This is a genomic window from Streptococcus sp. 1171_SSPC (assembly GCF_001069335.1).
Classification (GTDB): domain Bacteria; phylum Bacillota; class Bacilli; order Lactobacillales; family Streptococcaceae; genus Streptococcus; species Streptococcus xiaochunlingii.
Genome location: NZ_JWAK01000044.1, coordinates 57,238 through 70,887 on the forward strand (window position 1 = coordinate 57,238; position 13,650 = coordinate 70,887).

12 protein-coding genes are annotated in these 13,650 nt (G+C 43.9%); 3 read left to right on the plus strand and 9 right to left on the minus strand.

Annotated elements, in window-relative coordinates:
- Positions 1–143: 143 nt before the first annotated feature.
- The 8 genes from dltD to ADF75_RS09230 all read right to left on the minus strand — a co-directional run bounded on the left by dltD (position 144) and on the right by ADF75_RS09230 (position 7,717).
- Positions 144–1,412 (minus strand): D-alanyl-lipoteichoic acid biosynthesis protein DltD, encoded by a 1,269-nt coding sequence (dltD, locus tag ADF75_RS09195; RefSeq protein ID WP_048690307.1) that lies wholly within the window; start codon positions 1,410–1,412, stop codon positions 144–146.
- Entirely contained in the window at positions 1,405–1,644 is a 240-nt protein-coding gene (gene dltC, locus ADF75_RS09200) for a D-alanine--poly(phosphoribitol) ligase subunit DltC (protein WP_006595371.1), read from the minus strand. The genes dltD and dltC overlap by 8 nt, the downstream gene beginning before the upstream one ends.
- 18 nt (positions 1,645–1,662) lie before the next feature.
- Positions 1,663–2,913, minus strand: a complete 1,251-nt coding sequence (gene dltB, locus ADF75_RS09205) for a D-alanyl-lipoteichoic acid biosynthesis protein DltB (RefSeq protein WP_048789904.1) — start codon at positions 2,911–2,913, stop codon at positions 1,663–1,665.
- Positions 2,910–4,460 (minus strand): D-alanine--poly(phosphoribitol) ligase subunit DltA, encoded by a 1,551-nt coding sequence (gene dltA, locus ADF75_RS09210; protein ID WP_048789905.1) that lies wholly within the window; start codon positions 4,458–4,460, stop codon positions 2,910–2,912. The genes dltB and dltA overlap by 4 nt, the downstream gene beginning before the upstream one ends.
- Before the next feature lie 14 nt (positions 4,461–4,474).
- On the minus strand, positions 4,475–4,603 hold the full coding sequence (locus ADF75_RS09215) for a teichoic acid D-Ala incorporation-associated protein DltX (RefSeq protein WP_006595368.1): 129 nt from the start codon (positions 4,601–4,603) through the stop codon (positions 4,475–4,477).
- A 146-nt stretch (positions 4,604–4,749) separates the two neighbouring features.
- Positions 4,750–6,015: a S41 family peptidase gene (locus tag ADF75_RS09220; protein WP_048789906.1), complete on the minus strand. Its 1,266-nt coding sequence runs from the start codon at positions 6,013–6,015 to the stop codon at positions 4,750–4,752.
- 246 nt (positions 6,016–6,261) lie between these two features.
- Positions 6,262–6,945 carry a DUF4956 domain-containing protein gene (locus tag ADF75_RS09225; RefSeq protein ID WP_048789907.1) on the minus strand — a complete coding sequence of 228 codons (684 nt, stop codon included), beginning with the start codon at positions 6,943–6,945 and terminating at the stop codon, positions 6,262–6,264.
- On the minus strand, positions 6,938–7,717 hold the full coding sequence (locus ADF75_RS09230; protein WP_048789908.1) for a polyphosphate polymerase domain-containing protein: 780 nt from the start codon (positions 7,715–7,717) through the stop codon (positions 6,938–6,940). Before ADF75_RS09230 ends, ADF75_RS09225 begins: the two co-directional genes overlap by 8 nt.
- A gap of 226 nt (positions 7,718–7,943) precedes the next feature.
- Here ADF75_RS09230 and ADF75_RS09235 point away from each other — a divergent pair, with 226 nt between their 5' ends.
- Positions 7,944–9,185, plus strand: coding sequence for a carbohydrate-binding domain-containing protein (locus ADF75_RS09235; protein ID WP_192831479.1), 1,242 nt, complete (start codon positions 7,944–7,946; stop codon positions 9,183–9,185).
- A gap of 214 nt (positions 9,186–9,399) precedes the next feature.
- Positions 9,400–10,068: a DUF4947 domain-containing protein gene (locus tag ADF75_RS09240; protein ID WP_048789910.1), complete on the plus strand. Its 669-nt coding sequence runs from the start codon at positions 9,400–9,402 to the stop codon at positions 10,066–10,068.
- 65 nt (positions 10,069–10,133) lie between these two features.
- Here the strand turns inward: ADF75_RS09240 and ADF75_RS09245 are convergent, their stop codons facing one another.
- Positions 10,134–12,929: a YhgE/Pip domain-containing protein gene (locus tag ADF75_RS09245; protein WP_048789911.1), complete on the minus strand. Its 2,796-nt coding sequence runs from the start codon at positions 12,927–12,929 to the stop codon at positions 10,134–10,136.
- 135 nt (positions 12,930–13,064) lie between these two features.
- Between ADF75_RS09245 and ADF75_RS09250 the strand changes: the two genes are divergently transcribed.
- Positions 13,065–13,601: a TetR/AcrR family transcriptional regulator gene (locus ADF75_RS09250; RefSeq protein ID WP_006595361.1), complete on the plus strand. Its 537-nt coding sequence runs from the start codon at positions 13,065–13,067 to the stop codon at positions 13,599–13,601.
- Positions 13,602–13,650: the final 49 nt, after the last annotated feature.

Genomic DNA, 13,650 nt, shown 5'->3' on the forward strand with positions numbered 1-13,650 from the left:
GTTTTCATGGTTTACCAATTCCTCTCTTTCTAGTAGATAGACTTATCCACAAGTCTGTGGATAAGTCTGTGAATATGGGGATAAGTTTCTTCAAAACCATAGGAAAAAAGGTTGAGACTGGGTATTCTCAACCTCTTCGCATCTTACTTAAATTGGTCCGGCTGGCCTTTATAGTTAGCCCAGTCCTGACTTAAGAAACGATTGTTAATCTTGTATTCAGGGGCAGGTTGAGGGTTAGAGATAAAAGGATCAACTGCCTTGTCAAATGCCAACCATCCATTCCAGCCCATATGAATGGTATCCTGCATAAAGTAAGGTTTATCACCATCTTTAGAAAAATCAGCAATATGGGTAAAGCCTTGACTTTCTAGTTGGTAACGGATTTTTTCAACTGTCCGTTGATACATTTCTTTACTCAAGCCTGTATAAGCCATCCATTTAGAGTTCACTGGAGGGATGACAAAGATGACATTGGTTTTAGATTGAGCAAACTGATCCAAGACCAGTTGTAAATCATTGTATTCTGGGGATTGTTCATAGGATTCATTCTTTTGGAATCCTTTGAGTTTCTTGAGCTTACTCGCAAGGCGATGGGTATAGAAGCTATTACTAATGCCTAGTTTATTATTATTGGTTTTCTTTTTGGCTTCCGCCGTCGCCACCTCTTCCAAGACTTCGTAAGAAAATGTATCTGGCAAATCATTCAAGCGAGAGAGAACTTTCTTCTCATAGTTGCTATTGTTCATTGCCGTAAAGGTGCTAAAGAAGGCATCCTCCCGACGAACAAAGCGCATGAGGGTCTGATTGAGACCTTTTTCAAAACTAGATAGATTTTGACCTTTGGCTAGCTTCTGAACTCCTCCCTGCATAGCAACATTAGGGTACTGCTGCAAGAGACGAGATGCCGCATACTGGCTTGCTGGTCCAGCTTCCTGATTGGCCAAAAAGCTCGTTAATTGATCACTATTAAAGTATTGCTGGAAGGCCGATGAATCATAACCGTCCTTCGTAAACCACTGGGGCGATACCACATAGACAGCCGTTTTCCCTTCTAGTTGAGGAAGAATTTGCTGCATCCCAAAATATTGGTTCAAGGATGCTGCCCCTCGTTGTCCTAGAAAATACGGACGATAAGAGCGATCATACTTCTCTGCTAGTACTGCTGGGTGGACGATGTCAAATCGCAACCATTCGCTGGAACCAAAGAAGGGTACAAAACGATAGTTGGGATCCCCGAGCGCTTCTTCCTTACGGGCACGACTTTTAAAGCCTTCTGCCGTCAAGCTCACTGCAGCCTTTTTCTCCTCTGTCAGATTATGTTTGTGGTTAATCGGATAGAAAAAGAGAAGAGCAGCGACAAGAGCCATGGCGCAAAAGACTGGACCCAGAATCAGCCACAATCGTTTAAGCATTCTGAAGCTCCATGACACCTTCTACGATTTTGTTGGCAGTATTCCAGTCATCACGACCAAATTCAGATACTGGAACTCGAATATCGAAGCGGTTTTCCAATTCAACAATCAACTCAACGGTTCCCATGCTATCAAGAACACCCGCATCAAAGAGATCCTCATCCATCATGTCTGAGACATCTTCCATAAACAATTCGTCAATAATTTCAATTACTTGTGATTTTACATCCATTTTTCATTTTTCCTTTTCTTATTTCATTTTTGGAAACCATTGCTGTTCCAAGAAACCTGAGAAGATCAGAAAGGACAGCATAACGGTATTGAAGGTAATAAAGATTCCAAGAGCCTGAGTCCAGCGATTATCTGGCAGGGGCTCAAGTCCTTTTGCTTTGCGCTCTTTATTCAGTGTCTTCTTCTTCCGAAGCCAGGCATCATTGATTACGAGACCTAGACCGTGGAAAAGACCATAAGCAACATAATACCAGGTCACTCCATGCCAGAAGCCCATGACCAACATGTTGATGATATAGGCAACATTTGACGTTGTAATCCGACTCTGAAAGACCTTGTTGCGCATCAAGACCATGACCAGACGCATAAAGACAAAGTCACGGAACCAGAAAGACAAGCTCATGTGCCAACGATTCCAAAATTCCTTTAAATCACGCGATTTGAAAGGGAGGTTAAAGTTAATTGGGCTCTTAATCCCCATCAAGTTGGACGCCGCAAGGGCAAACATGGAATAGCCTGCAAAGTCAAAGAAGAGGTCCAAACCAAAGACATACATCACCCCTAAGGTTCCTAGGTTAAAGATGCCCCCTTGAAGAAGGGCATAAGTCTTGACATGACCTAGCAAGAGATGACCAAAGATATGAGCTAGAATAAACTTATAGAGAAAGCCAAGCATGATATACTTGACGCTCTGCTCCAGCATATCGAGGAGCTCATCCCGATCTGGAATCGTTAGGTAATCTTCATTGAAGCGTTTGAAGCGGTCGATCGGCCCACTTGAAAAAGTCGGCATAAAGAGCAAGAAACGCAAGAATTCCCAGAGACTAAATTCTTTGAGGGTCCCATCTCGCATCTCGATAATCATCCCTACCGCTCGGAAGGTCAGATAGGAGATCCCAAGGAAGCCCATCCAAGACTGGGTCCCATCAATGGCTGGTTGCACCTTCACAAAAACCAAGGGCAAAACGACCAAGAAAGAGTGAAGGTAAAAGACCCACTTGTTATCACGCTGGCTTCGATAGATTTTATAAGAATAGACCCAAAGGATTTGCCAAAAGAGGTAGAAAAGAACCGCATAGATTTGTTTCAAATCCGTCCCTGTCAACATCAAAACAATAAAGGCTAAGCTGACCAAGGCTTCATAGACTGGGAAACGCTTCTTAAAGAAGAGACCAACAAAGATAGGCAATAAGGCCCCAATCAGATAAATAAAGTAGACCGGGGTGCCATAGGGTTCTAAATGAGGGAGCTGTTTCAAGAACTCGATCATCGGTTGTTAACCTCGCTAATCAACCCTTTGATGTCGATTTTCCCGTTTGGAGTTAGCGGCAAGCTGTCACGGTAGAGGAATTTTGAAGGCATCATATAAGACATCATGATGTGCTCCAAATCTTCCTTGATCGCTTTGGTAATATCAATCTCGCGCTCAAATTGTTCCTTGACCCCATCTTTTAAGATGACATAGGCCAAGAGATTTTGAACCTTGTGATCTTTGTTGTAGCGCGGTACTGCGACAGCCGAGTCGATGTACTGAGACTTATTCAAGTTTTGAGAAACATCCTCTAATTCGATACGGTAACCATTAAACTTGATCTGGAAGTCCATCCGTCCACCATAGAGAAGGAGGCCTTCATCTGTCATGGTTCCGACATCTCCCGTATGGTAGGCTGGAAGACCTTCAAATTCGAAGAAGGCTTCTGCTGTTTTCTCTGGATTATTCATATAACCTTTTGAAACAGCTGGTCCAGACACGATGATTTCCCCTTGCTCTCCATTTGGCAATTTGTTTCCTGCCTCATCAATGATGAAGGTTGGAGAATCTTCTTTGGTGTAACCAATTGGCAGACGTTTCAAAGTCGCTAACATCTCATCTGTTACGGCTACAGCCGAAAGAGCTACAGTTGCTTCCGTTGGGCCGTAGGCATTGATGATGCGTGCATTCGGGAAACGCTCGCGCAATTTCTGAGCGGTTTTCACGGTCAACTCTTCCCCATCAAAGTAGAAATGGGTGATTCCTGGCATCTTTTCAGCATTGAAATCTTCAGATAACATGGCCATATCTGCGAAAGATGGTGTTGAAGTCCAGATCGCAATCGGAAGAGAAAAGATCGTCGCAAAGAGTTGTTTGAAGTCTTGAGTGATAGCTGATGGAAGAGCAAAAAGGGTTCCACCAAGAGCCAAGGTCGGTGCCCAGTACATGACAGACAAGTCAAAGGAATAAGGTGGTTGCGCCAACATTTGCGGACGCTCTGGCGTTGCAAATTCCTTATCCGTAATCATCCAGTTGGTAAAGCTGAGCAAGTTATCGTGCGAAATTTGCACCCCTTTTGGTTTTCCAGTTGTTCCAGAGGTAAAGATGATGTAGTAGTTATCATCCCCCTTGACCGGATGTTGCAAATCATAAGCATTCTGAGCCGCATAAGCTTCACGCACTTGCTCCAAGGACATGATCGGAGCAGCTGGGTTTTCGATTGGAAACTCATTGATGGCAATGATCAGACTTGGCTCAGCCACTTCAACAATAGCAGACACGCGCTCCAGGGCAGAATGGCTGTCAATTGGGATATAGGCATGGCCAGACTTGGTCAAGGCCACAAAAGTTGCCAACATTTCATATTCTTGGCCACCAAAGACCACTACAGGTGACTTTTCAGGAAGTCCCATTTGGTCAATATGGGCTGCTAAGCTATCTGAGTCTGCCTTCAATTGGCCATAGGTATGCTCTTCTCCAAGAACATTGTATACAGGATAGTCTGGTTGCAGTTGGGCGTAGCGTTCAATCGCCTCGATCATATCAGTAATTGGTTGGTTTGACACGGTAGGGATCTCCTTTAAAATTCATTGTAGATAAAGCCACCCTGACCTTGACCAAGGTAACTAAAGAAATAGAGTAGGGCTAAGAAAATAGCGAAATACAAAATTGTTTGCCCTATAAATTTATAAAGTGTTTTATGTTTCATCTTTTTCACTCTTCATTTTGATTTTCACTGACTATTTTACCATTTTTTGTTCAGTCATAGCAATCCAAACACAAGGAAAAAATACTAGAAAACGTTACCATAAGAGACGATTGCTATCCTGATTTAAGCCAACCGCTATCTAAGCATTATCTTGCCGTTTCGCAACTCTGACGAATCAACTCCAAACACTTGTCTAGATCTACATCTCTTTCAAAATGGTCGGGACTCCATGGAACCTCTATATCCGGCTCCACACCTTGATCCGTCATTCCTTTCCCTTGATCTACGCATAGACAACGAGAAGTAGGAAACATCAATTGATAATCGCCATAATCAACGGTACAACAATTGGAATAGTCTAAAATTCCGAGAGTTGATCTACCTACCACCGTTACCTTCTTAAACTGCTTCATCATCTGAACAAAGTTATCCCCAGATGAACCGCAATAGATATCTGATAAGACAAAGATTCGTTCAGGATAGTGGCCACCTTTAACCTCTGGGAAGAATTCCTCGCTTTCTTGCTGATACGGTACATAGCCTTTCCCCCGATGGCGGAGCAAATCCTCTTTCATATCTCCAAGCAGCTTAACTGTTTCAGGACTAATTTCTTCCTGTTGCATCCAATCCTCAAAATCTTTCAAGCGTAAATCGACATTGCGTTCCGTGTAGAGAATTTCCATACCATCATCGTCCCAGTCAAGCGAATCATAGCCCTGATCCTTCTCTAATCCTAGATGTAATAGAGGGAGATACAGAGAATCTGTCCCTCCGCCGTTCTCTCGGACATCAATGAGAAGGAACTTGACCTCCGTCATCATCGGTAAACACTCTTGATATACCCGACTAATAGCTCCCTCATCCATAAAGTTATCCAGACGAAGATAAAGAATCTCATCGTCTAATCGTTTCCAAAAAATCTGATCTTGGATCGGTTCTCGACTGGGTACTACTTTAATGGTCTTTTCTACCCCTTCTCGAAGCAGGGTGACCCTTGTGGACTGAGAGACCAAATCCGCCCATTCTCGGTAGTGTCTTTCAGGGGTCTTACTGATAAAATAGTCCTTATGAAGAGACGCTACCTGCTCCAAGTCACTTCCATCCAAAGCTAAGATCTGATCTCCTACTTGAAGTCCCGTATCTTCATTTGCCCCTTCTACAAAGAGACCGTCGTCTGTCGAGCGCAACAAAAAACCTTTGTTGGGGGCCTTTTTCTTTCCAAAGGAAACATGGCCGATCACCCCAAAACTAGCTAGGTAGGACCTGACTTGATAAAGAAAGGCATCATCCGTCATATCATCTGTCATTTTTTCTCGAAAAGGCTCTGGATCGCATCCTCTTTGGTCTTTGATGGTAGATGAATCGTGAGTCATAATGGAGACGACATCTTCAAAAATAGCAGTCTTTTTCATAAAGGATTCCTTCAATTTTTTAGAAATAGTATACCACTTTTCCTTAAAAAGTTCTTAAAAGCCTAAAAAGAGGCTGGGACAAAAGTCCTAGCCTCTCAATTGTCTTTGGATTRTYGAGCAAGACGCAGTGGTTGAGTGGGCTCTACTACGCTGATTCCATCAGCTTTTACGGTCCTACTCAACTGTGCGGAGGTGGGACGACGAAATCGAATTCTAACGAATTACCGATTTCTGTCCCACTCTCTTCTATAAGTTCTTTCTTTTCTTAGCCTTCTTAGTCAAGGATACATCGCAATGATAAATTTCTTCTGTTAGGAGGGTCGTCATTGCAAAATCGTCAACTTCTGGTCTCAGATCCACTTCATAATCCAAGGTAAGCTGTTCCCCATTTTGGCTTGTATTAACCGAAATCAAGTCGACTTCTGTACAATTGCGATCCAACAGATGTCTGATCTTCTCCGCAATCCTAGCCTGATTTCCTAGCTCAATCGTCAGATGGCGGCGCCGTTGGTGGTCGGTCTTACTTTGCTTGGTTTCGAGCAAGAGCCAGATAGCTAACAGAAAGGCCGTAAACAAAACTGCCAATAAGAGGTAGCCCGACCCCGCTGCTAAACCAATAATCATGGCTAGGAAAATCGCGATCAATTCTCTCGAGCCGCTGGTAGCGGAACGAAATCGAATCAAGCTAAAGGTCCCTGCTACTGCAATCGAGGTCCCCAGACTCCCATTCACCAGGAAAATCACTAGGGTCATCATGCAGGGAAGCAAGGTGAGACTGACGATAAATTCACGCGTATAGAGAGTACGGTATTTGTAGGTCCAAGACAAGGCCATCCCGAGCACCAGGCTGACCAGCAAGGCTAGCATCAGGCGCACCGGATCTACGGTTGCCGTAGCGTTATTAAAAATAGAATCAAATAGATTAGACATAGGCAGCACCTGTCCTTTCTTGAATTGGCGTTGGTGCATAGTCTAAGCCTTGTGACTTATGGTAGGCACAACTGTATTTCGAAAATTTCTGTTTGACCAGTCCGTACTTATCCAGAATGTCCTTCAGCCACCGAGGTTCTTCACCTGGGGCCTTGATTTCCATAATGATGGTATTTTCTTCTAATAAAGGCTCTTCAGCTTTCCTACGGAGGAGACTGACCTGTTGATCACGATAGGCCAAGTTTTGATCCAGAGTGACCCGAATCTTATTGTAAGGATAGCCTTGGATACTCTTCTTTTCTTTTAAGGACAAACGATCATAATAGATGTACATCTGAGGCTGTAGTCGGTTATCATAGCGCTGGCGCAGAGCTTGGATTTCTTGCACCAAGTCCAGATCCTGAATGGTCTGATCCACTAGTCCATCCGTCATGAGGCGGGTAATGGAGGAAGGGTTCGAGACCAGGCGGAACTTATGACCAATTCCTTCTGCATCCTTTGATTTTACTTCTAGAAAAGCCGGACTCTCCACTGTTGGATGCTCTACATAGGTCCGCATCCGGATCTTTTCACGACGGTTCTGTTTAGCAAGGGCATCTTGGATCACATCAAAGTCTTCGGTATCAAAATAGACATTCGAAATCGTGGAGATGGGATAATCGTCTTCAACCACATATTTCTTCAAATCTTTCAATAAATCATCCAAGTCTTCTTTATTCACCACATATTTGGTTTCAATCCGCTTGAAGCTTGTCTCTAGCGTTTTTTTCATGTTTTTCTCCTTTTGTTCTATAAAAAGTTATCATTTTCTTTATCGTTTTTGTTGCAAAGCCACAAGTCGCTTTACTTGTTCCTTAGTTTAGTTGCCTTTTCTTAAGCTTTCATTAAGCCAAACTTAAAGAAAACTAAAGTTAAGGTTCCTTTCAGAAAAACTTCAGGAAACTTTCAGCTAGCAACTTTAGACTAGGAGCATATCAATGGAACGAGAGGAAAAGCTCATGAAATCAAACAAATGGAAATTCTTATTAACGGGGGTCGCTACCCTCACCTTACTGACAGCTTGTTCCCAAGCGTCATCTCAATCAGCTACAACAAGCAATACGCCCCAAACAACTGCTACTACTAATAAAACAACCAACACCAACTATTTTACAGATAAGGACAAGGACACCTCTTATGATGAAAGTACCGCCTCTACTGTCAAACTGTCTGGATCTTCTGCAAGTGTATCGGGTGACGGCGTAGCTGTTTCTGGATCCACTGTGACCATCTCTAAGGCCGGAACCTATGTCATCTCTGGTGAATCTAATGGGGTTCAAATCAAGGTCGAAGCAGATGATTCAGATGATGTTCATATCGTCTTAAAAGGGGTTACCATGACTAACACCAACGCGCCAATCTCTGCTACGAAAGCAGGACATGTCTACTTGACTCTAGCAGATGGCACTACCAATACCCTATCTGATTCCAGTTCAAATAATGATGAAGATGCCGATGCGGTCATCTTCTCTAAAGGCGACCTCACCATCAATGGTTCAGGTACGCTCAACATTGATGCCAAGAAGAACAACGGGATTAAGGCCAATGATACCCTCCACATCACAGGTGGAACCTATAAGATCACGGCTGTAGGAGATGCCTTCAACGTCAATGACGAACTCAATATCACTGGTACGACCATGACCATCGATGCAGATGAAGATGCAGTCAAGGTGGATAATGATGAAGATACTTCGGTCGGAACCATGTATCTTTCAGATAACAAAATGACCATCACTGCAGGAGACGATGGCATCCATGCTTCTGGTGATCTGATCATCGATAGCGGAACCTATGAGGTAACAGAGTCTGTCGAAGGTCTCGAAGGAAAATCGATCACCATCAACGGTGGAGATATCACCATCTATGCAACCGATGACGGTGTCAATGCTGCCAATACTAATGCCAACCAAGATGAAATTTTCTTCACCATGAATGGTGGAACACTCAACGTTGAAGTTGGCCAAGGCGATACCGATCCAATTGATTCGAATGGAAATATCACTGTTACTGGAGGAACCATCAATTTGACGGGGCAATCCGGCTTTGACTTTGATGGAACAGCTACCTACACAGGCGGAGACATCTATATCAACGGTGAAAAACAAACGGAAATTGTCAACTCCATGCCTGGAGGTGGTGGGGCTCCCGGAGGTGGCGGACCTCAAGGCGGTGGACCTGGTGGGCCTGGTGGACGCTAAACCCTTCTTCCAAGGCCACTAACTGAAGCACACGAGAGTTATTAAAAGATGACTCCCTCGCTTCAAATGAGATCACAAGGAGCTGACCCTTACAGGAGAGAAAGTTTGTATGAATACCTACTTCGTACAAGCTCTCTTCTGTTTTTTCGTGCTTTCCAAGCTTTTATAGTGTACAATAGAAGAAGTAGCGCTCTATGATTAGAAAGGGTTTTATATGATGTCTAAAAAAATCACTCTCCTTGCAACGCTCTTTTTGAGTCTTTTCTTCTTGACAGCCTGTATGTCTGATTTTCAATCATATTTCAAACCGGAAGAAACGAGCTCTCGTGCCTCTTCTAAAAAACAAGAGAAAAGTGAAAAAGAAGCCTCATCGTCTAAAAAATCATCTAAAACTAGCTCTTCGAACAAAGAAAAGAAAGAGTCTAAGACGGAAACTAGCTCTAGCAAAAAAATGGAGGAGCTCCCTGCCAATGCTAGCGAAGCTCCAACAGACAAGATCTATGCAACAGGCGATTCTGTCGTTTACTATAGAAAAGATGGCGATACATTAGAAGCCGCAACACCGGATTACGAAGGCTATACTAAAAAATTTGTTCAAAAAATTCTTGGGGAACCTGAAAATGTCCTTAACGACCCAAAGTATCTGGTCGAAACCTTCTCAGAAAAGGAACGGGAAAACCTCGTGAAACTCTATCAAGAGGGACACTTAACAGATGAACAGCTTCGTGCTTTTTGGGCTGGTGCGATCGATATCGCTCAAGCCACTAGGTTCGGTCAAACGTACACGGTTTATATCTACAAACAGGGCCAAGTACAGCTGGTCTTCAAAGAAGATAACCTTATCTACATCACTCCAAATCCAGAAGTGCTTTATTTTAACTAAGAAAAAGCCCTCTTCTCTATTGAGAAGAGGGCTTTGTTTCACATGAAACTTTAGATAGAGGAAGCTTAGTCTTCTTCCATCTTTTGAGGTTGATAGGCCATCATTCCTAGACCAATACACAAGCCCAAAACTAGGGTAAGGAAGGTGACTTGCCCACCTATCTGACCAGATAAGGAAATGGTTTCCCTTAATCCCGATACGGTATAACTCATTGGCAACAGTGGATGAATAGTTTGGAAGAAACGATTGGTGAGGGCAAGCGGATAAGTCCCTGCACTAGAAGCCAGTTGAAGGAGCAAGAGAATCAAAGAGATAAATGCTCCGACCTTGTTGTTCCATGTCGTTAAGGCGGTTACCACGGACATGAAGGTCACACTTCCTAACACACAGAGGAAGAGAGTCAAGCTTTCATGGTTTGCCGCCATTCCGAGCAGGTGGACAGCTCCGTAGACCAGGACACCAGCCAAGACCGCAATCATCCCGTTCACTTCCAATCTCGATTTAAGCCAAGCCCAACGACTTTCTGGATGACGCCCAGATGGCAATTTGGCAAAAATCATATTGGTAGAGAGAGCCGCGACGAAAAGGGCAACAGATATCATATAAGGCGCCATTCCTACTCCGTTCACTGAAACATTGTCATGGTCTGTCTTCGAAAGAGTGATTGGATCTGACAATACGCTTGCATTTTCTTTTTCAGTGCTAGCGCTATTTAGTTGGTCCTTAGCTGAACTCAAGCCTTGACTAAGATTTTGACTACCTGTTTGGAGATCAGCCAAACCTCCGACAAGAACCTGACCCCCTGCCGCTAATTGACCAGAGCCATCAGCTATCTTAGTTGCACCATCCGCCAATTGCTGAGAACCTGATAGTAACTGACCTGATTTATCCGATAACTGATCAACTCCTGATACCAGTTGATCAACACCGCTAGCCAAAACCGGTGTTTGACCATTTAGTTGACCGATCCCACTAGCTAGCAATCCAGCGCCTGTTGTTAATTCGCTAGACTTACTAGTCAATTGGTTGGCTCCTGAAGCTAATTGATTCATTCCAGCAGTCAGAGTTGGCATTTTCCCATTTAGGTCTCCCAATCCTGCTGCTAGTTGATTACTTCCCATTACCAAGTCACCAGATTTCTGATCCAGCTGACTTGTCCCCGCACTCAATTGAGTAGCTCCTGCAATCAAGCTACTGCTATTATCCGTAAGCTGACTAGCTCCACCGGCTAACTGATCCACCCCTGTCGTATAGAGTTGAATGCCCTGGCTAAGGGTTTGGCTTGCTGGTAGAAGTTGCTCTGTTACTGCGGTCTGTAGGGAGCTCAAGCTAGTTGAAAGAGTATTCAAGGTAGACGAAGCTGTTGGCAAGATCTGGTTGGCACTTTCTTTTACTGTGGCCAAGGAACTCTCGGTTGTTAAGCTTTCTTGCAAGCCTTGAACAGTGGTTAAAATCGCTTGAGCAGCAGTCTCTGTGGTACTTGAAGTAGCAGAGACAGCAGCCGTCATTTCTGCCTGTTGCTCAGCTGTCATCGATTGATAGGCAGCAGTAGCTTGAAGATTTGCTAGTACTGAATTACGGTCAGCCTGTGCCGCTGCTGAAATCCCTTGAGCAGAGGTGGCGATGCTTGCCAAAGCTGTGCTGAGTTGACTGGTATCCCCGCTCGTGTTCTGAATAGCTTCATTTAATTGGGTGAGGCCTGCTGTTAATTGGGCAAGTTGCTCTTGTTGATTTGGTTGCGGAGTGAGTTGGGTGGATAAGGTTTGAATGCCTGTCTCTAACTGAGACACTCCATTTCTTAATGCTTCCGATTGGCCGCTTAATTGACTAGCTCCACCACTGAGAGTAGCAAGCCCTGAGCTATAGCTGGTGAGGCCAGCCGTCAAGTTACTAGCACCAACATTCAACTGACTAACTCCCTTTGTGTAGGTATCCAGTCCCGTTGAGAGAGTCGTCATCCCTGTATGCAATTGGCCAATCCCAGAGGCTAACTGTGGCGTTTGACTAGCCATTTGGTTTAAACCATCTCCCAGCTGTCCAACACCAGATGTATAGGTCGTCAGTCCACTACTAAAGGTAGTAAAACCATCATGAAGTTGTCCAACTCCCGATACGAGGGTGGGAACTTTCTCCTGCATTTGATGAAGACCCGTTCCTAATTGGCCAACTCCATTGGTGTAGGCCAAGAGACCAGTGCTAAGAGTCTGTGCCCCATTTGAAAAAGACAGACTCGAATTGGACAAGGTGGTCAAATGGTCTGTCAGGGTCTGTCCACCCTCTTTTAGCTGACCAGCACCGGTCGCTAATTTCTGGCTTCCTTCCGCTGCTGTTCCCATCCCTGTCTTCAAGCTTCCCATCTTTTCGAAAAGAGCGCTGGTATAGGTTTGAGTGACATTACTAGCAACGGTTTGCTGGATTTTTATCATGGCTGAATCACTCATCTTACCAGCAATAAAGCTATGCCCACTAGATGTTTGGTAGGCAATGGTCATCTGTTCCGGATGATTGGTTAAGATAGAAGCAGCTTTAGCAGATAGATCTTTGGGCAAGGTCACCACCATATAGTAATCACCCTTTTCCAGCCCCTCTTTAGCTGCTCTTTCATCGACAATATGAAAATCCAGGGCGTCACTTTTCTCAAAATTGGACACCATGTCTTTTCCGATTGTCAATTCTTCTTCCTGATAACGAGCCGGCTGGTCTTGATTGACAACTGCTACTGGCAGGTCAGAAACCTTGCCATAAGGATCCCACATAGAGGATAGAAAGATCACATTGTAGAGAGCTGGTATCAAGGCAACCCCGATCATCACAACGATAAAGGTCGGTTTCCTAAAAATCGCTTTCCATTCCTTAAACATTTTTTGTCTCCTTTTTATACACATTGTCTATTTTTTTGATATAATTGATTATACAGTTCTTTTTAAAAACCGCAAGTTAAAAAAATCATTTTTGGACACTGTGTATAATTTTGTGTATAAAAGAGGGAGACTAGAATGGTTACCGAAAGCAACAAGCGAATAAAAACAAAACGGATCATCCAGGAAGCCATGGTTGACCTGCTTCATAGGGAGTCCTTTGATGAGATCTCAACCGTACAGTTGGCAAAAGAAGCTGGTATCAGCCGGAGTAGCTTCTATACCCACTACCGCGATAAGTACGATATGATCGAGCGCTACCAACAGGAATTTTTCCACAAAGTGGAATACATCTTCGACAAACAACAAGATGATAAACACCAAGCTGTTACCGAAGTTTTCGAATTTCTCACCAAGGAGCCCCTCTTTGCTGTCCTTTTAACTGAGAATGGGACAAAAGAAATTCAATCCTTCTTGCGACACAAGCTACAAGTTCTACTAGTCGATAGCTTGCAAGAACGTTATGGCCATCGATCTTTGACCGAAATCGAAAGAGACTATAGTTCTGTCTACCTCACCAATGCCTTCTTTGGAGTCTGTCAAATGTGGGTGGCGCGTGGGCAAAAAGAAAGCCCCCAACAAATGGCGGACTTTCTATTAAAAATGCTGGAATAAAAGAGAGTGGGACAGAAATCGGTAATTCGTTAGAATTCGATTTCGTCGT